At 52.5% G+C, this 19,053-nt stretch carries 18 protein-coding genes; 14 read left to right on the forward strand and 4 right to left on the reverse strand.

Features of this window, described 5'->3' with window-relative positions; all coding sequences use genetic code 11:
* The first annotated feature begins 517 nt into the window (after positions 1-517).
* The 3 genes from QJQ48_RS24240 to QJQ48_RS24250 all read left to right on the forward strand — a co-directional run bounded on the left by QJQ48_RS24240 (position 518) and on the right by QJQ48_RS24250 (position 2,313).
* The gene (locus QJQ48_RS24240) at positions 518-868 is read left to right on the forward strand and encodes a hypothetical protein (RefSeq protein ID WP_346293826.1); all 351 of its coding nucleotides are present in this window, start codon (positions 518-520) and stop codon (positions 866-868) included.
* Between the two features lie 172 nt (positions 869-1,040).
* Positions 1,041-2,225 carry a TPM domain-containing protein gene (locus QJQ48_RS24245; protein ID WP_346293827.1) on the forward strand — a complete coding sequence of 395 codons (1,185 nt, stop codon included), beginning with the start codon at positions 1,041-1,043 and terminating at the stop codon, positions 2,223-2,225.
* Complete coding sequence (locus QJQ48_RS24250; protein ID WP_346293828.1) at positions 2,179-2,313, forward strand: hypothetical protein; 135 nt, start codon at positions 2,179-2,181, stop codon at positions 2,311-2,313. The genes QJQ48_RS24245 and QJQ48_RS24250 overlap by 47 nt, the downstream gene beginning before the upstream one ends.
* A 50-nt stretch (positions 2,314-2,363) precedes the next feature.
* Here the strand turns inward: QJQ48_RS24250 and QJQ48_RS24255 are convergent, their stop codons facing one another.
* The gene (locus QJQ48_RS24255; protein ID WP_346293829.1) at positions 2,364-3,164 is read right to left on the reverse strand and encodes an HAD-IIB family hydrolase; all 801 of its coding nucleotides are present in this window, start codon (positions 3,162-3,164) and stop codon (positions 2,364-2,366) included.
* A gap of 40 nt (positions 3,165-3,204) precedes the next feature.
* On the opposite strand from QJQ48_RS24255, the gene QJQ48_RS24260 reads away from it, so the two are divergent.
* Together QJQ48_RS24260 and QJQ48_RS24265 are read left to right on the forward strand one after the other, a co-directional pair.
* A complete protein-coding gene (locus QJQ48_RS24260; protein WP_346293830.1) occupies positions 3,205-4,851 on the forward strand; it encodes a peptidase M15A in 1,647 nt (548 codons plus the stop codon).
* 104 nt (positions 4,852-4,955) lie between these two features.
* Complete coding sequence (locus QJQ48_RS24265; protein ID WP_346293831.1) at positions 4,956-5,714, forward strand: hypothetical protein; 759 nt, start codon at positions 4,956-4,958, stop codon at positions 5,712-5,714.
* Here the strand turns inward: QJQ48_RS24265 and QJQ48_RS24270 are convergent, their stop codons facing one another.
* Positions 5,715-6,983 carry a glycosyltransferase family protein gene (locus tag QJQ48_RS24270; protein WP_346293832.1) on the reverse strand — a complete coding sequence of 423 codons (1,269 nt, stop codon included), beginning with the start codon at positions 6,981-6,983 and terminating at the stop codon, positions 5,715-5,717.
* Positions 6,984-7,140: 157 nt separating this feature from the next.
* Positions 7,141-8,292, reverse strand: coding sequence for an RpoD/SigA family RNA polymerase sigma factor (locus tag QJQ48_RS24275; protein WP_346293833.1), 1,152 nt, complete (start codon positions 8,290-8,292; stop codon positions 7,141-7,143).
* A gap of 602 nt (positions 8,293-8,894) precedes the next feature.
* Here QJQ48_RS24275 and speB point away from each other — a divergent pair.
* The 3 genes from speB (at position 8,895) to QJQ48_RS24290 (ending at position 10,938) form a co-directional block, all read left to right on the forward strand.
* Positions 8,895-10,085, forward strand: a complete 1,191-nt coding sequence (gene speB / locus QJQ48_RS24280; protein ID WP_346293834.1) for an agmatinase — start codon at positions 8,895-8,897, stop codon at positions 10,083-10,085.
* A 3-nt stretch (positions 10,086-10,088) separates the two neighbouring features.
* The gene (gene hypA / locus QJQ48_RS24285; protein ID WP_346293835.1) at positions 10,089-10,475 is read left to right on the forward strand and encodes a hydrogenase maturation nickel metallochaperone HypA; all 387 of its coding nucleotides are present in this window, start codon (positions 10,089-10,091) and stop codon (positions 10,473-10,475) included.
* A 61-nt stretch (positions 10,476-10,536) separates the two neighbouring features.
* Positions 10,537-10,938, forward strand: coding sequence for a DUF1622 domain-containing protein (locus QJQ48_RS24290; protein WP_346293836.1), 402 nt, complete (start codon positions 10,537-10,539; stop codon positions 10,936-10,938).
* Here QJQ48_RS24290 and QJQ48_RS24295 read toward each other — a convergent pair.
* The gene (locus QJQ48_RS24295; RefSeq protein ID WP_346293837.1) at positions 10,908-12,308 is read right to left on the reverse strand and encodes a sensor histidine kinase; all 1,401 of its coding nucleotides are present in this window, start codon (positions 12,306-12,308) and stop codon (positions 10,908-10,910) included. The genes QJQ48_RS24290 and QJQ48_RS24295 overlap by 31 nt on opposite strands.
* Positions 12,309-12,662: 354 nt before the next feature.
* On the opposite strand from QJQ48_RS24295, the gene QJQ48_RS24300 reads away from it, so the two are divergent.
* From QJQ48_RS24300 to hypB, 6 genes are all read left to right on the forward strand, one after another.
* Positions 12,663-13,202, forward strand: a complete 540-nt coding sequence (locus QJQ48_RS24300) for a DUF2721 domain-containing protein (protein ID WP_346293838.1) — start codon at positions 12,663-12,665, stop codon at positions 13,200-13,202.
* Positions 13,203-13,437: 235 nt separating this feature from the next.
* A complete protein-coding gene (locus QJQ48_RS24305) occupies positions 13,438-14,607 on the forward strand; it encodes a pyridoxal phosphate-dependent aminotransferase (RefSeq protein ID WP_346293839.1) in 1,170 nt (389 codons plus the stop codon).
* A 63-nt stretch (positions 14,608-14,670) separates the two neighbouring features.
* The gene (locus tag QJQ48_RS24310) at positions 14,671-15,042 is read left to right on the forward strand and encodes a hypothetical protein (RefSeq protein ID WP_346293840.1); all 372 of its coding nucleotides are present in this window, start codon (positions 14,671-14,673) and stop codon (positions 15,040-15,042) included.
* 29 nt (positions 15,043-15,071) lie between these two features.
* A complete protein-coding gene (locus QJQ48_RS24315) occupies positions 15,072-15,338 on the forward strand; it encodes a hypothetical protein (protein WP_346293841.1) in 267 nt (88 codons plus the stop codon).
* Positions 15,339-15,654: 316 nt separating this feature from the next.
* The gene (pcrA, locus tag QJQ48_RS24320; protein WP_346293842.1) at positions 15,655-18,006 is read left to right on the forward strand and encodes a DNA helicase PcrA; all 2,352 of its coding nucleotides are present in this window, start codon (positions 15,655-15,657) and stop codon (positions 18,004-18,006) included.
* Between the two features lie 302 nt (positions 18,007-18,308).
* Complete coding sequence (gene hypB, locus QJQ48_RS24325; protein WP_346293843.1) at positions 18,309-19,004, forward strand: hydrogenase nickel incorporation protein HypB; 696 nt, start codon at positions 18,309-18,311, stop codon at positions 19,002-19,004.
* The last annotated feature ends 49 nt before the right edge of the window (positions 19,005-19,053 follow it).

A 19,053-nucleotide genomic window follows, 5' to 3' on the forward strand; every position in this document is an offset into this window, starting at 1 on the left:
GCAAGGAGAAGACTAAAGAACAAACTCAGCCCGTTTACTAAGCTATCTTGCCATAAACCCCGGTTTTCCGGTCGGACTTTAGATGATTGTTTACAATCCTAGCTCAAAACGTTGTGCTGGCTACAGAATTCCGTATTGTAATACCCTCTATCGGAAGATTGAGCTTCTCTAAGATTTTCTTCGAGTCAGCTCGTTCTTCTGGAAGATGAAACTAGGCGATCGCTCACCTATAAAAGAATAAGGTCTTTGACTCTGACCTATATGAGTGATCAGCCCGATATTGCTGAGGCAGTCGGGGGCTGTAGGAGAAAACTTCGGTTGGCTTTTTACAGCCGTTAGGTGCCTGACGCCGGTCAGGCAGCTTTTGTCATCTCTAAGCTCAGTTAAATTAATCAAAATTAAAGACTCCGGGACACACAGACGCCTACTCTAGTCATACAGCCATTGGCAGACCCCTGCTTATCGGTTCGTGCTGTCCCTTTATTGTTGAAAGACATAGTTTCTGGAGGAACTTTGTATGAAATTGCTAGGTTTTAATTTTTCTAAAAAAGTTGTACGGGTGTGCTTGAGCTTTGCGATCGCTGCGGTACTCATGCTTTCCTACGTGTCTCCCGCAGCCGCTTTAGGCGGTCGTCAGAGCGCTCCTAATGAAGGCGTAGATCAGCTTCAGGGAGTGCAAGAGAAGTCTGAGCAAGCCCTCAAGCGTGAACCCCGTTCGAGAGAGGATGTGCAGTCCGATGCGGCCCAGGGCACTAATGAGATTCAAGGTGCCGCAGACGCTGAGAAAATGTATCGCCCTGAGAATTCTCAGGCTTCCGAGTCGATTGAGCAGCGGGTAGAAGAAGCCCTCAGCGACGTTACCCCCTAGTCTCGTTGTTTCTAGCGGTAATAGTTGCTCTAACAGGCCGCGATCGCTAGCCTGACGCTTATTTAGCCAAAATCTCTCTTCCCTGAGGAAGAGAGATTTTTTTGGTCGCTGTCTGAAATGTGGGTATTACTAGGTGTATCTAAACGATGGTATAGATGATACTCCTACACCCATGCTGATAAACAGACCCCAGGCTTTAACTCGGTGGATGCGACAGGGGATAGTAGCGACCATAGCGGCGATCGCCACCGTTCTGCTGTCCTTGAGTCCGCAGCTTGTCTTGGCTCAAAGTAGCTATCCAACTGCCAGCGATAACTACATCAATGACTATGCTCAACTGCTAACCCCCGAAGATACGGCTAGCGTTCGCCAATCGTTGGCGGAACTGGAAGCCCAGCATGGCGTTGAGGCCACCGTGGTTACTATTCAATCTATTCAGGATTACAACACAGGCGATCTCAGCATTGAGTCTTTTGCCACCAGTCTCTTCAACACCTGGGGTATTGGGGATGCTGAGAAAAACAATGGCGCTTTGCTTCTAGTGGCTGTAGGCGATCGCAAGGTCAGAATTGAAGTGGGATCAGGCTACGGTACGACTCTCGATTCAGCCATGAAAGCAATTATTGACCAGCAGATAGTGCCCCGCTTCAAACAAAATGACTATAGCGGCGGTATTCGGCAGGGGACGGAGGCCATCATTCAGCGCCTCACTCAGGCAACAACAGCTCCACAGACAGCAACGCCTGCGCAGCCGCTCTCTCAGGGCACAGCCCCAGCTCCTGCCTACAGCTCACCTCCCAGCGCAGCGGTGACATCTGTTCCGGCTAGTTCTGAACCGGGAGCGGGCTGGATAGTCGGCGGGGTCGTGGGGACAGGTGCCTCTCTCTTGGGCCTCAGGAAATATTTGCGCCATCGGCATCGTCGCTGCCGGGACTGCGGCACCTTGATGGTGCGATTAGACGAGTCTACTGATAACCAATACCTCAGCCAGGGCCAAAACATAGAGGAACATCTCAAATCGGTAGACTATGACGTTTGGCAATGTCCTACCTGTCAGACCCACGATATCAATCGCTACAACAGCCTGTTTTCCCACCACAAAACCTGCCCTAACTGTCGTTTTAAGACCCTGTCATCCAGCCGCCGCACCCTCAGCAGCCCCACCTACTCCTCCAGCGGCACGGCGCTTGTGACCGAGGACTGCCAAAATTGCAGCCATCACAATTCTTATACGGTGACCATTCCCCGACTAGAGCGCAGCAGCAGCTCTTCTTCGTCTAGTTCTTCCTCTTCTAGCAGCGGCGGCTCCTTTGGCGGCGGCAGTTCATCCGGCGGTGGGGCCAGCGGGTCTTGGTAAAAACGACTCCGTTGGCGGCTTTCGCGATCGCTTAGAGTTTGAGAGTATTGATGGCGATCGCTTCCGGCTGATCTGGGCTGGAACCTAAAATTACTGCTGGCGCAGCGAGCCGTCCCAGTGAACAGCCCAACTCTGTCCTTAGGAACGATGCTGGCGAGCAGCTAGAATTCTGGCCGCCAGTTCATTAAAGCCAGCGATTTCTGCCGCCTGGGTCATGTAGGTAGGCAAGTGCTGCAGGCGATCGCGGTAGTCGGCCAGGTTTGCCACGCCCACAGCGTTGGGAAACAGCGAAGAGTCAAATAGACTTTCATCATTGGGACTGTCACCCACCGTCAGCACGGCTTCAGGTGGAATCGCGGGAAAGTGGGTTTGCAGCACCTTACGCAAAGCCGGAGCCTTATCCTGCTGCAGCGGGCGAATATGACACTGCACCGTACTGTAGGTAAAACCCCAGCCTGCGGCCTCACAGGTTTGTCGCAGCCAGTCCAGCTCTGACACAGACAGGCCCGCGACATCAAACGTCCAGTCGGTCAGCCGAAAACGGTTATCGGCTGACTCCCGAATCTGCGGCAGTTCTGCCCGTAGCTGCGTAAACAGCTGGGCTAGGGTCTGGCGGTGGCTGTCCCAGTCAGCAACTTCGACGAGAACGTTCGGTTCAGCCTGCGTTTTGGTAAAAAAGAGGCCGCCATTTTCAGCGATCGCCCCCGCTACCGGCAAATAATGCGCTAGAGCGCTCACCCAGCCCGCCGATCGCCCTGTCACAATTAGAACGAATAGACCCGCAGCCTGTAGCTGTAGCAGCGTTTCTAACAACAGGGGCGAAAACTGCTCCTGCTGCGTCAACGTGCCATCGAGATCGGTGGCAATTAGCTTCAGTCCCGGCAAAAGATTTGCAAAAGAATCGGAGTCTAGTGCCTGCGAGGGCGAGATTAACGTCATAATCTTGGTGTTTGTCTCGTGGGAATGTGTTGGCTCAGCTATGGCACAGTTTGCAGATCCACAGCGCCACAATTACTATCAGGTCGAAGCGGCGCGGGCAGGTATCCATGCCCCCATCCTGCAGGCGCTATATCAAACTCACCAGAGTCCACAGCTAGCCGAGGGCGAAACGGGCTTAGGCATTGCCCCCGCTAACCGGATAGCAATTGATCAGGTCAATACTTTTGAGCAGCAGGTGCGCTATGCAGCCAATACGATCCGCAGCCTCACCGATAGCTTAACAGCCCAAGGATGGGGTAGCCGTGACTTGTGGAATATTCTGCAAGGGAACTACAGCGATCGCTTTGTGCAAGCCGTCGCAGAGGGCTATGTCCCTGCGCAGAGCGATCCCCTAGCCGCCCGTTTGGAAGCTACTGAGCCAGAAGCACTCTTGACGGCTTACAAAACTCAGGCCGCCCAGGCACTAGAGCAGCTCAGTGTCGATATTTCCCTCAGCCAGCTTGAACAGGCCCTGCTGCGCTTTGTTTCAACTTTGCCGACCCGCTATCATCGACTGCGCTTTGAGCGGCAGGCTTTATTGGAAATGGTGCGGATCTGGCGCAAACTGAATAACCTTGAAGCGGCGATCGCGACTCTCAACGTCCCTGTTCAGGGCGGCATACCCGATGTTTTGAGCCTAGATACGGCCCTGATGCAGTTTGGACAGCAGGTACCTACCCTCTATAGCGGCTATCCCCATCAGCGCGAAGCCCTGCTGAGGCTGGTACAGCTCTGGTATCAACTCAACTCTAGAACCGAGACAATCAATCAGCTACTAGCAGCGCCAGAAACCGCTGCCCTTCCCCTCCTTGATCCCGCCTTGATCGCCTTTGCCCAACAGGTCCCACATCGCTATCACGGTCAGGGAGCCTACCGCTTAGCGCTGACGGAAACTTTTCGGCTCTGGCACCAGCTCGACTCTCGTACAGCCGCTTTAGCCAAGCTAGGGGTGAGTGCTGACTATCTCAAGCTCAATGCCGAAGATACTGAGGCGCTGACTCAGGCAGCAGTCCAAGTCGATCAGGGCCTGCGACAGTTTATGCAACAAGTGCCGCAGCACTACCAGGCCCAGGCCCACCAGCGCGAAGCACTGCTGCAGCTAGTGCAGCAATGGCGCAGTTTGGACAACCGCAATAGCACCGTCCAGTCTGTTTTTGATGATCTCAGACAGCTAGAAGCGGCCAGTCGCGCTACAGCCGCCCCGTTGCCGCCAGCGGCCTTTCCGCCACCACGGCCTGAGCGCTGGGGAACCGGGAACCTACAGCTAGCCGCTACCATCATTCCTAATGGCAGCTTTACCTGGGCCGAGGCCACTCAGGGCGGGCTGCATTTACCTCAAAACCAGGCTGCTGTTGAGAGCATTGTGCAGCTAGCTCACCTGATTCAGCAGGCCCGCGATCGCATCGGCCATCCTTTTCACGTCGTTCGATGGTATGACCCCTCAGACCCTCCCCTACTTGCCTCCGGTATAGTAAGTGAGCGTCACGCTATTGGTGATACCGTAGTTTTTTACTGCGCAGAGCTGACAAGTAACCAAATTTACTGGTCGCTGTCTCCTTGGTGGCCAGGCGGCCTGTGCCGCAGCTCGCGGTTTCCGGCTTTAGTACAGGTAGATATGCGTGGCTATCGGGTGCGTTTCTCCGTATAGTTTGTCACATTTGTCTATTGAAAATCGGAATTTCCTCTGTCTTCTCCTGAAGTAGAAACGGGAATGCTGAAGGTATAGATATATCCGTCAGTTACTGAAGCCTTATGCAAACTCCTGCTGTGTCAGCTAATTCGACCTGGATTGCTCAAACACCGGCTCCACAGTCGCCGCTTGCACAGCCAGGACAAATTTGGCTGATGACATCCGGCGGGCTTTTCGTCTTACTTATTGGCCTGGGCCTCTTTTCTAAAATTCAGTACGACAAACTTTATAAACGGCTGCGATTTGAAGAATACAAAAATCGCGAGATGCAAAAAAAAGTGAAGCTGGCGCTCAGCACCATCACTAAGATGGAGCGCAACCCAGACCTAATTCACTCACGCGAGTTTAATCTAGACTATCTGCGTATGCGCATGGCGGAAGAGCTGTTTCACTTTTCTGTTCTGAACCAACTCAAAGTTAAAGTTAAGCAAAAGGTTTCAGTGGCCCTGCGTCCCCGCCAGGCCTCTCAGGGAATGGTCGGGATCGCCAGTAAGCCTCGCCAAGTAGATGAGATATTTGACGTTGAATACAAAACCAGCGAAGAATTAGGAGCCAGAAAGCGAGTTCTGTTCCGAATTCAAATCCGTCTGGCCAAAATTCCGACTCAGCCAACTTCTGCGACTATTAGCCAGATCATTGACTGTATTGAAACCTTTTTGAGTCCAGAGGCCGACCACCGTACCTGGCAGCCTACGCTACAGGGTCGCATTGCCTATATGCACTGGGATCAAAAGGCTAAGCCGACACCGCTATTGGTTTTAGAGCAGTCTACGGAAGGCGTCAACGTCACCCTGCGCAGCAATTCCCGCCGGGTGAGCTAGTTAAGGACTGCTGGTGAGGGACTGGAGTTGGGGAACGGGCTGAAACTGGAATCCAGCCGAAGCTCTGGCCTCGGCCATGTCGGCTGAAACCACTTCTCGAAGCTGCTCCCTGAGGCTAGGCATGACGGCGATCGCCCGCGTCCAGTCAGGAATTTGAGTCCCGGTCGGATCTTCTAAATACTGCTTTCCAGCCTGAACAATCACCTGTTCAAAACACTCTATGGTCATTTCTTCCTGGTGGCGATCGTAGAGCAGATGATTGAACCGGGCATCGACAAAATACTGCCGGGTCAGATTCTGGGCCTCGCGGCGAAACTTAACACGCAGCGCCTGCACGTGCTCAGCCGTAATCACAACCTGTTCGGTTTCAGTCAGCGTTCGTAGCACCGACTGTAAAATATCGCGGCACATTTTTTGTAACCCCTGATCGGCAGAGTCTCCTAGAGACTGATGCTTATGTTCAAACACGCCTAGGTCAATTTGGGCAATCCGCTTCAGGGCCACGTTGCGATAGACTTCTGCGAGCAGCCCTACCTCTAAACCCCAGTTAGCGGGAATGCGCGTATTTAAGGCCAGGTCGCTGCTGAGGGCAAATTCTCCCGAAAGTGGATAGCGGTAGGCATTGAGATAGCGCAAATAGTCGCGGTAGCCAAACAGCTCCATCAAAGAGGTAATTAAAGGAGCGACGAATAGCCGCGTCACCCGCCCATGAATGCTGCGAGGGTTGCTGCCAATGCGGGCATAGTAGGCTTTGCTGAAGGCGATACCAAATTCTTTCTCTAAAAGAGGGAACAAGAGCTTGAGCGGATAAGAGCGATCGTAAGTTGTAATGTCGGCATCGTGCAGGGCAATTGCATCCGCCATGAGGGAAGCGATCCCTAAGCCGAGCCAAACGGCGCGGCCCTTACCCCGATAGCGAATAATATCAATGCCGCGATCGCGCAGGGCTGACAAAAGGCCCGTGACGCGGGGGCCATTTTCCCAAAGAATCAGCGTTGGCTGCGGCAGAGACTCAAAGAACTGAACGGCCCGGATATATTCTTCCTGGGTATCTGCGTAGAGACAAATAACAATATGGTTAACAAAAGCACACTGCTGTAGGTGATCTCGAATAGTGGCTAGGGCCGGACGCTCTAGCTCTTCGTAAAGAGAGGGAATGATAACGGCGGTTGGCGAAGTTTGACTGAGCTGGATCAGGTGCCCCTCTAAACGGCTCAAATCGCAATTAAGATCGTGAATGGTGGTAATCAGTTCTTGCTTGTAGTCCATCAAACACCTTCGCCTAACTGCACTCCAATCATAAGGATTTTGTAGCACAGCACAGTGTCCGAAAAAACAGACAGGCTCAGAACTGGATTGACACAGCGAAATTATCTAAAGCACTTAGCTGCAGAACTATCACATACAGCTCCTGACGGCTACATTTCTAGCGCAGCCAGCCTTTCAGCCGGGAAGCGACCTGAGGGCGTCTGAGCTTGCGCATAGCCTTGGTTTGGATCTGCCGCACGCGTTCCCGCGATAGGTTAAAAATACCGCCGACTTCTTCTAGGGTGTGAGGCTCTCCGGTCGTTAAGCCATAGCGCAGAGAGATGATGTCCTTCTCTCGCTCACTCAAAACTTCAGCTAAGACGTTGCAGATCTCTTGGCGCATCATCGTCTCACTGATCTTAGATTCCGGCGACTGAGTGTTGCCATCCTCTAGCAGCTCCATCAGTTCTGTGTCTTCACCTTTGCCCACGCGATGATTGAGTGAAAGCGATCGCCGTCGTACCTGCTGCAGCCCTCTGAGCTGCTCAGGGGTAATTTCTAGAGCTTCGGCCAGTTCGGCCTCCGAAGGATTGCGCTGTAGTTCCTTGCGTAGCTCTCGGTGGGCTTTCTTCAGCTTGTTGAGCTTTTCAACGATATGAATCGGCAAGCGAATCGTACGGGCATCGTTAGCAATGGTGCGGGTAATGCCCTGACGAATCCACCAGTAGGCATAGGTGGAAAACTTGTATCCCTTGTCGGGATCAAACTTCTCTGCGGCCCGGTTTAACCCCAACGCGCCTTCCTGAATCAGATCTAGGAAAGGCACCCCTCGGTTGAGGTAGCGCTTAGCGATTGAAACAACCAATCGCAGATTGGAGCGAATCATGCGTCGCTTAGCGGTTTTGCCATGATGCAGTCGCTGCTTGAGCTGAGTTTCGCTCACGCCCAAAGCTTCAGCGAGTTCAGCCTGAGTCGGCGATCGCCCTAACTCTTCTGTCAGCGACTCATAACATTCTTCCGCTTGACTGGAAAAGTGAACCTGCCGCGCCAGCTCAATTTCTTCGTCAGCTCGCAGTAATGGGTAACGAGCCATCTCTTTGAAAAAAGCGCCTACAGCGTCGTCTGCTAGGGACTTGTTATAAGCGGGTGATGAGTTTTCCTGCTCGTCAGAGAAGTGAACGACCACTTCGTCATCACTGTTCCAATCAATTGCAGCCGTTTGTATTGACTCATCATTATTGTCAGCATGAGTACCCGACGGCTGGGAAATCTCATCACTCCGAGGCTGGGTTGTAGACAAATCAGAATGAGAATTTAGTGAGGCTGTCATATGTAAAACTTTTATTATTTTTCTTAGTTCAGGAACAATGACCCAATTTGACTACACTATAGCAATTTCGGAAAGTCTGACTACTTCTTCAAAGACCTGAACTGCTTTCTCAGCAGGGCTTTGAAGCTTCACCTTGGGTATGTAACGTTTCTTTATCCCCTTTGCATTGTGTAACACAATACTAAACGACTGATAGAAAACGGCTGTTTTTTCGGAGACTCAAAAATAGCCTGCTTCATCATCTCTTTTTGTTGCGCCGGACAACTGTTTGATAGAGCTGTGGCAAGAAATCTCAATCAGCAGTATTTTCTAGGCGATACTAAGTCATTTATTCAATTTGTCATATCGTCAGGAATACAGAATTGATCAAGTGAATTGGGCACTCAGTAGACAGCGATCGCGCTGTAGAGACGGCTGAGTCAGGATAAATCCAGCGGGGCCGCGTTTTTGGCAGTCACCAGAGTAGAGGCGGTATTGGGCTAGAAGTCAGCGGCTAGGGCAACGTCGCAGATTTGAGCCTGTGGTTTGTCAGGGTAGGTTTTGAGATGACAGGTCTTCGCTTACTATTGGATGACTAACGCAACTCATTGCCTAAGCCTGTAATGACTGAAGAATCTCAGACCCCTGCCGCTCATAACGATCCGGCGACGACAGAAGCCAATCAAGCCCTAGAGAAAGAAGCCCAGCTCCCCCTAACAGGCTGGCAGCAAGAAGTATCTCAAGGTTTAGAATTTGGTCTAGAAGCGGCTGCTAGCATCCGCGATCGCTCCATTTCTACTTTCTCACGGGGAGAACTGCCCCATTTCGCGGGCATCAATACCTTTCTGAAAGCGCCCTACATTGAAGACGTGCGTAAAGTGGGCAACTATGACGTGGCGATCGTGGGCGTGCCCCATGACTCTGGCACCACGTATCGCCCCGGCACCCGCTTTGGTCCCCAGGGAATTCGCCGTATTTCTGCCCTCTACACGCCCTATAACTTTGAGCTGGGGGTAGATCTGCGGGAGCAAATTACCCTCTGTGATGTGGGCGATATTTTCACCATTCCGGCCAACAACGAAAAATCCTTTGACCAAATCTCTAAGGGTATTGCCCATATTTTTAGTTCTGGAGCTTTCCCCATTGTTTTGGGCGGCGACCATTCCATTGGTTTTCCCACCGTACGCGGCATTTGTCGGCATCTGGGGGATAAAAAAGTCGGCATTATTCACTTCGATCGCCACGTCGATACTCAAGAAACCGACCTCGACGAGCGAATGCACACCTGCCCCTGGTTCCACGCCACCAATATGGCCAATGCCCCGGCTAAAAACCTGGTACAGCTTGGCATCGGTGGCTGGCAGGTACCCCGTCAGGGCGTGAAGGTCTGCCGGGAACGGGCCACCAACATTTTGACCGTGACCGACATTACCGAAATGGGCCTAGATGCGGCGGCTGATTTTGCCCTTGAAAAAGCGCTTGACGGGACTGACTGCGTTTGGATTAGCTTCGATATTGACTGTATTGACGCCGGGTTTGTCCCCGGTACGGGCTGGCCGGAACCGGGAGGACTCCTACCCCGCGAAGCTCTACACCTGCTTAAAAAAATTGTGCAAAACGCTCCGGTCTGCGGCCTGGAAGTGGTGGAGGTTTCACCGCCCTATGATGTCAGCGACATGACGGCGCTGATGGCTACCCGTGTCATCTGCGATACGATGGCGCACTTAGTCATTTCGGGGCAGCTTCCGCGTTCCGAAAAGCCTGCCTATATTCACGCTGAAGCTAACATGAACGTCGATCAGCGGTGGACGTAGGCCATGCACGAAGTAGATATGACTAAGGCGCTGATTCTGACGGTACGGGACTGGTGGGCTTCACAGCCAGAGGCACCTCAGATTGAAAAAATTCATCTGACGGTGGGTCAGTTTACCTGCGTGGAGCCTGCTAGCCTGCAGTATGCCTTTCAGTTACAGATCCAGAACACCTTTCTAGCGGCGGCAGAGCTGATAATTCAGGATATCCCTCTGATCGCTTTTTGCCAGACCTGCCAGCAGGAATACGCGCCGCAGATTGGCCTCCAGTATGCCTGCCCCACTTGCCAGTCCCCAATGGAAGACATTCGCTCTGGCCGGGAACTGAAAATCGATCGGATTGAATGCGCTCAGCCTGCTGCTGTCACTCAGGGTTCGGACTCGCTACTGTAGATTTATCAACGTTTTTAGCAGGCCAGGGCTTTTACGGCTGCTGGGCTGAACAATCAGCGCCATGTCGCTTGCAGGAATCGGGACAGAAATTTCCGCTCTGGTGCAGGGGCTTAACGTCATCTTGACTAGCCTCTGCCAGCTTTTGGCACTGTTTGTCATCGGCATTGGCATTGTCAGAGCCTTGGTAATTTTTCTGAAGGATACCTTGCTGAAGCCGCAGACGGCAGATGCTTTCCAGCGCAGCCGTTTGGTCATGGGATATTCCTTCTCGCTAGGGCTAAGCTTTCTGATTGGGGCGACTATTCTCAAAACGATGATTTCTAGCCGCTGGGATGACATTGCTCGCCTCGCAGCCATCATTGCGGTCAGGACAGCGCTGAACTATCTGCTTTTACGGGCGATCGCGCCGACAGCCCCGGCCACTGCTCCCGATCAGGCCAGCGGTAGCCAAATTTCAAACTGACTGCCTGTGTCAGCCGGAGGCTTAGCCTGAGCAAAAGTACGCGATCGCACATAAAATTTGCCCCCGTGTTTGCTGGTCACAATGTGATAGCTCATGGCTAGACTGGTTTCCTTCATTAGGCGCTGTTCTTCTGCAAACCGCTGCTGTACCTTTTGCTCAATTTCAGGGGCTAAACCGGGGCCATTGTCGCTAATTTGTAAAACGATCCAGCGGCGATCGCCCTCCCTTGGGCTTGGCTGATCGGGGAATGTTTTGATTTCGGTTTTTAGCGTCAGCGTCGGCACGTATTCAGCCTGAGTGGACTCAGCCCGATTAAATTCCGCTGCTAGGGTGCAGCGGATGGTCTGCTCTAGCAGCGTATCGACAGTCTTCGACAACAGGTTCATGAACACCTGGCTGAGCTGGCCGGCAAAGCAGCTTACCGGCGGCAAGCGTCCGTACTGGCGCACTACCTGGATAGGGGTCTGCAATTGGCTGGTGAGCAACAGCAAAACGCTGTCGAGTAAATCGTGCAGGCTAGCAGGCTTGGGGTAGACCTCATCAATGTGACAAAAATTCTGCAGGCTGGCCGCTAGCTGCTTGATGCGACTGGCGCCACTGCGAATGCTCATCAGCGTTTTAGGCAGATCGCTCTGGAGATAGTCAAGGTCAATATCGGCTTTGAGCTGATCAACGGCTGCAGACGGCTGCGGACAGCTAGCCTCATAAGCGGCAACGAGTTCGAGAAGCTGCTGGCCGTACTCTTCTAAATGTGCCAGGTTGCCCCAGATAAATCCGATCGGATCAGACAGCTCGTGGGCCACACCATCCACTAAGCGTCCCAAAGCGGCCATTTTCTCGTTCTGGAGTCGCTGCGCCTGAGCCCGCTCGTAGCGCACCTGGGTTTCAATGCCGCGAATCTGCCAGTAAGCCACCATCAAGTCGGGGGCGCTGAGGAGGCGATAGGTCTGGTCGCACTGTACGACTAGCGGATGCTGCTGTAGCTCTGGCGATCGCCGCAGAGCTTTCTGAGCGGCGGTAATAATGGGGGTGGTAGCTGGCAAGACTAGGGCGGGCGATCGCGCATAGCTCTGCAATACCCGCAGAGGCTGCTGCAGAAAAAGTTCCAGCCCTTGAGGTCGCAGCAAATATTCCAGAAAGGTTTGACGCGCAATCAGACCCAGCAGTTGGTCTTGCTCCATCAGCACAGCGCCCGGCAGGCTCGGATAGCGCTCAAAACACTGGGCCAAGGACAGCCCAAGGCAGGCCGCGTCTACCTGCAGCTCAAACAGCGGTAGGTCTGAGAGCACTGAATCAATCTTCAAAGCGCTGCTAGCTTCTACTTGCTGAGGCAGTAGAACCAAATCAGCTAAAAGACGGTTTTGCGTCATTAATTATGAAAAGCTGCGATCGCCGTTTCTCCATGATGGCTATTCTGACAGTCCAGCAGAACAGTAAAAGCCGATCTTAAGGCGTTAAGTTTACTGCAGAAATTTATCTTGGTCAGAAATTTCCGCAGGCTGGGGAGAGCTAATTTGTCACCCTCAGAAATAATCCCCAAAAATCAGGGTTACTCTCCCAGGCAGCCACTGTTCGCTATCAGGTTGAGCAATTGCCTACAATTTAGTACATTTGTATTGAAAGCGATGGCGCTAGCAGGGCTACAGCAATACCAGAATGACAATCGCTATCTTGCCCGCTTTGTTACTGTTGCAGCCTTGCTCGGTCACTCACCTGGATCAGCTATGACAATTGCGCAAACTAGCCAGCTCATTCAGCTCATTTTGAATTCAGTTTTGATGCTCGTAGTCTGCATCGGTCTGCTCAGCGGGCTAAGACTACGATACAACACGGTTCTGCAGCAGTTGCAGAATTTGCAGCAGCAGTCTTGGTCGCGATCGCAGCTAGGAGGCAGCCCCAGCCCACTGAGAGGGCAGCGCCAGCGACTCCAGCGACAATATCGCCTTGCCAGCAGCAGCCATCTAATCATGCATTATGTAGGGTTACTCTTCGTCGGCAGCACATTTGCCCTGGCGGCGAGAACTTTGCTGAACTTAGGCTGGCTGATTCCACTAGCCTTGTTTCTCTTCGTACTGGGCACAGGCGGCATGTTGCTCAGCTTAGCTCTAGCCCTGCTCGATTTTTATTACGCCCTGCAGCGTCCCCTGCCTCGTCAGCCAGAAGCCGCACCGCGTCTGCTGCCGCCGCGCCGCCGCCGCTCTCCGCGCCTGCTCAAGTCTTCTCAAGCTGTCATTCCGCCGCTGCGAGTCGGTGACGGTTCCTGAAAGCGGTTAATCAGGCATTCAACTTGCTTGCACCTTGGTAACGCCGAGTTCTTGGTTCTATAGCTACAGCTCAGACCCTCTCAATTTGCTCTTGCCAGGATAGGTACTGCAGGCGGTGGGGCACCGGTAGATAGCGCTAATTTATAGAACTGATATAGCTGACCCTTAACCTCTCTTAAAGCCTCGCGCTGAGCCTGAACGATACAGTAAGAACATCTTCTGCTGAGGCTTGGCTATGGATATCGCGTTTGCAGCTCGGATGGGGCGATTGGGCACAGAGTCGGCCTTTGAAGTGCTGGCCAAGGCGAAGCAGTTGGAAGCCCAGGGGCGCTCAGTTGTTCATCTAGAGATCGGTCAGCCTGATTTTGCCACAGACGCGGCTATCTGTGAGGCGGCCTACCGGGCGATGCAGCAGGGCTACACGGGCTATACCCCCGCTGCCGGACTGCCGCAGATTCGCGAGGCTGTGGCCCAGCACGTTAGCCAAACCCGCCAGATTACAGTAACGCCGGATCAGGTTGTGGTGATGCCGGGGGCAAAGCCGGTCATTTTCTTTACGCTGCTGGCCCTGGTAGACGCCGGTGATGAAGTAATCTACCCCAATCCCGGCTTTCCCATTTACGAATCGGTGATTGAGTTTGTTGGCGGCAAGGCGGTGCCGCTGCCGCTGCAGGAAGCGGTGGATTTTCGCTTTCAGATAGCCGATCTAGAAGCCGCTATTACCGAGCGCACCAAGCTGCTGATTTTGAACTCGCCCCAGAATCCAACTGGAGGCGTACTGACTCAAGAGGACCTGCAGGCGATCGCCCGCCTAGCCCAAAAGCACGACTTCTATGTGCTGGCCGACGAAATCTACTCCCGCATCCTCTACGATCAGCCTCACTACAGTCTGCTGAGCCTGCCAGGAATGGCCGCCCGCACTATCCTGCTCGACGGCTTTTCCAAAACTTACGCCATGACGGGGTGGCGGTTGGGCTATGGGGTGGCTCCGGTGGCGATCGCCCAAAAGCTAGAGCAACTGATGATTAACTCTAATTCCTGTACTGCCGCCTTCACGCAGATAGCCGGAGTGCAGGCGCTGCAAGGCTCGCAAGCTTCAGTTAAGGAGATGGTTAGTGAATTTAAGCGCCGACGCGATTTGATTGTGGCGGGGCTAAATCAGATTCCTGGCATTAGCTGCCGCACCCCACAAGGGGCCTTTTACGCCTTTCCCAATGTCCAGCAGATACCAATGGACAGCAATACACTGGCTAGCTACCTGTTAGAAAAGGCAGGGGTCGCTGTGCTCTCTGGCTCAGCGTTTGGCAAATACGGTGAGGGCTATTTGCGGCTGTCTTATGCCAACTCCTATGACAATATTCAGCAGGGCATTGAAAGAATTGCCTGGGCGATCGTATGTATATAAAGCTTAAAATAAAATCTTAATTGAGAATGTCTAACAATGTTATCGCCCAATCCTCAAACTCAAATGAAGCAATATAAATACGTGATTACTTGTACCAAAACTGTTGCTGCTAGAAACCGCCAGAACTTGGGATCAACGTTAGGAACCGATCCGGAGTTTAGCAGAGATACTGAAATATTTGAGTGGGAATATGAGACAAACACTCCCTTGCAGATCGGCGAAATAATTAGTACTGCAGGTTGGGGATGTTATGAAGTTAGAGCTATTTACCGATGGGTTGACATAGGTGAACGTGATCCTGAGAATCGCGTGCCAATCTCTCTGATAGACAGTAATCGCTACGTAAACAAAGAGGGACAGCATATTCTCTATGTTTTAACACGAGAAGTAGATTATCTCCTTTTAACTAAAGGCGTACACTCGGATGACATATAGCACATGAACATTTCAAGAAATAACAGACGATGAACAAGTTAAGTGAAAAACAAATTCCTGTGTTTAAAGCAGCCAGGGATAACTGGAATTTTGCAGAGGTTTGGATTGATCCAATGCTTTCACCTCCTTATATTTTGCTTTTGCTGGGCAGTGCTTCAGGTAGCTGTCGCATTCATGATCCGGCTAAAGACTACAAGATTGTGTTTGCTAGCGCTAGCTATGATGAAGCTCAGAACTGGCTTCTGGAAGATGAATATGAGCCGATTGAAGGTAGACTTGCAGCGCTGGAGCTTTAAATCTGCGGCCATTCTGGGTTTGTTTAGCTGGAGTAGATGACTGTAGCGATCGCCCAGTTGCGGGCGTAAATCCGCACAGTTTTCTCTGGGGCCAAGCCATTAGACTAGAAAAGGTGCTGGACTGGGATGGCTGGCGGGCAATGCTCGCTCTACTGGCATGACACAGCTAAAATTGGGGCTTTTGAGATTGGCGTTGAGGGATGGCTCGGCGGGTAATGCCCGCTCTACCGTGTCTCTGCGTCTTTGTGGCTGTCCCCGCTCTGTCCATCAGCCAGCCCTGACGTGATACTCTAAAGACCGCTTTATTACGGCTGCTATGCCTGCAACCACAGACTTTCTCAATCAGCTCAATGTTTCTCAGCGCCGCGCGGTGGAACACTACTGCGGGCCGCTGCTGGTCGTCGCTGGGGCCGGATCGGGCAAGACGCGAGCGCTAACGTTCCGCATTGCCAATCTGGTGCTGACCCACCGAGTAGACCCGGAAAATATCTTGGCGGTGACCTTTACTAACAAAGCTGCCAAAGAAATGAAGGAGCGGATTGAGAAGCTGTTTGCCGAGCAGATGGCCCAGGAAAAACATGGCAAGCCGCTAGAGACTTTGCCTGCTTATGATCAAACCAAGCTGCGATCGCAGGCATACAAAAACATCACTAAGCATCTCTGGATTGGCACATTTCATGCGCTTTGCTGTCGTATTTTGCGCTTCGACATTGAAAAGTATCAGACTCCTCAAGGGCACCAGTGGCAGAAGAACTTCTCAATTTTCGATGAATCAGATGCTCAAAGCCTAGTTAAAAACATCGTCATCGCCCAGATGAATCTGGACGACAAAAAGTTCAATCCGCGATCGGTACGCTACGCCATTAGCAATGCCAAGAACCAGGGGCTTTCCCCCGACGATGTTGAAAAAGATCAGCCCAACTACCGAGGGCGGGTAATTGCGGAGGTGTACCGGCACTATCAGCGATCGCTAGCCGAAAACAATGCCCTCGACTTTGACGATTTAATCTGGATTCCGGTTCAGCTCTTTCGCCAAAATGAGCAGGTCTTAGCTTACTGGCACAAGCGCTTCCGCCACATTTTAGTGGATGAATACCAGGATACGAACCGCACCCAGTACGACCTGATTCGCCTACTCACCACTAACGGTGAGCCAGTCGATCGCTTCAATGACTGGAACCACCGCTCCATTTTTGTCGTAGGCGATGCCGACCAGTCAATTTATTCCTTCCGCAGTGCCGACTTCACCATCCTGATGAATTTTCAGGACGACTTTGGCGACGGTCTGGCCGATGACGATACGCGCTCAATGGTGAAGCTAGAGGAAAACTATCGCTCCACCGAAAATATTCTTCATGTCGCCAATTACCTAATTGAAAACAACACCGAGCGGATTGACAAGGTGCTGCGACCCACGCGGGGTGAGGGGGAAACCATTCTCTGTCACCGAGCCGAAGACGAGCAGGCCGAAGCCGATTTTGTCGTTGGTCAAATTCGTAGCTTAGAGAATGCCCATCCCAAACTCAACTGGGGCGACTTTGCCATTCTCTATCGCACCAATGCCCAGTCGCGTACTTTTGAAGAACGGCTAACGTTTTATAGCATTCCCTATCAGGTTGTCGGCGGTCTGCGGTTTTACGATCGCCGTGAGATTAAGGATGTCCTTGCTTATCTGCGTACCGTTGTTAATCCCGCCGATACCGTTAGCCTCAAGCGCATCATCAACGTGCCTCGCCGAGGAGTGGGCAAATCAACCTTGGAGAAGCTGGAGCAGGGCGCCCAGACCCTGGGGGTACCACTCTGGGAAATCCTCAAAGATGAAACCTCAGTTAAAACGCTGGCAGGGCGATCGGCTAAGGCAGTGCTCGGCTTTGTCGAAGTGATCAAAACCTGGCAGGCGCAGCTAGAGTCGGCAGATGCCTCTACAGTGGTGCAGGGGATTATCGAGGATGTGGGCTATATCCGTGAACTCAAGGCCAAAGGAACCGACGAAGATTTCGATCGCGTTCAAAACGTGCAAGAGCTTTACAACGCTGTTCTACAGTTTCAAGAAGAAAGCGAAGATAAGTCGCTGCAAGAATTTCTGGCTAGTGCCTCTCTCGCCTCAGACCTCGACAATTTAGACGAACAGCAGCAGCAAAAAGTCTCGCTGATGACGCTGCACTCTTCTAAGGGATTAGAATTTCCGGTGGTTTTTCTCGTGGGTCTAGAGCAGGGCTTATTCCCTAATTTCCGCTCTCTGGAAGATCCCGCCGCGACTGAAGAAGAACGTCGCCTCTGCTATGTAGGCATCACCCGCGCTCAGGAACGCCTGTTTATCTCCCACGCCCGCATGCGCCGCCTATACGGCAGCCGCGAACCCGCCAGTCCTTCTTTATTCTTAGGAGAACTGCCCCGCGACTATATTGACACCAACGTAGCTGCCGCCATTCCGACTCGCTGGGCTAAAACTATGCGATCGGCCAAGGCAGAGGCCGCTGCTAGCGATCGCCCCGGCACCCACGCAGATGACTGGACGGTGGGTGACAAGGTCATTCACCAGGCTTTTGGCCCCGGTCAGGTGACGCATATTTTTGGCGCAGGCAATAAGATTTGCCTGGCGATCAAATTTCCCGGACACGGCCAAAAGATTGTCGATCCTAAAGTCGCTGTACTGAATCGGGTGTAGTGGTAGAAATCCTTTTTTGACGTAGCAAGAAGTGCCAGAAGCCAGTAGTTGAGAATAATTGTCTGTTAGGCTGCGGCTTTACCCAAATAAGACAGTAACTGGCAAGGCTGATTCAACTAATCTATCCCTACAGCGATCGTTTACCTATTGCGGTTTTTACAAGGATTAGAGTATGTTGAGGCCACTTTCAATAGCTGACTTATCCTGACGCTGAGCAAACTAGAGAGGTTCGGAGCGATCGCTCACCTGATACAACGACCTCTAAAGCCAGCCTCACAGACCACCCGCCGCTAAAGTTCTCCATGCACCAAACCTTTGACGCTGCCCTAGGCATCAACCTGCTCCACGCTAACCAGACCGATGCCGAACACAACCGGACACATTTTGACCAGTGGGGTATCACCTGCCTCAACCTGATGAGCAGCCCCGGTGCCGGAAAAACGGCCCTGCTAGAGCGCACCGTCGCTGCCCTCAGCCAGCAGTTGGCCCTAGCCGTCATCGAAGGGGACATGACCACTGAACTTGACGCCGATCGCCTGCGTCAGTTTGACGTGCCCGTGATTGCCATCAATACCGGGAGAGCCTGTCACCTAGACGCCAAGATGGTAGCGGGCGGACTGCACCAGCTCAGTCAGGAGTATAATCCTGCTGACTTTGACCTGGTAATCGTAGAGAATGTGGGCAATTTGGTATGTCCGGCTGAGTTTGAAGTGGGCGAACATGCCAAAGTAGCCTTGCTCAGCATCACTGAAGGAGAGGATAAGCCCCTAAAATATCCCATTATGTTCCGCGAAGCTGACTGTCTGCTAATCACTAAAACCGATTTAGCCCCTTACCTAGACGTTGATCTAGAGCAAATTGAGGCCAATGTCAGGCAGGTCAATCCGCAGGTGACGGTAATTCCGGTTTCAGCTAAATCAGGCGCTGGGCTAACAGACTGGCTGGCCTGGGTGCAGGCTTTCGTAGCGGGGCGATCGCCCCTGAGAAGTGGAGTTTAGGCGACAAGCTTTGCCGTTCGACTACGCTCACGGCACAGCTCCAGATAGG

Origin of the sequence: Sphaerothrix gracilis Ecp01, assembly GCF_030405905.1 — a bacterium.
GTDB classification, from domain to species: Bacteria; Cyanobacteriota; Cyanobacteriia; order Phormidesmidales; family Phormidesmidaceae; genus Sphaerothrix; species Sphaerothrix gracilis.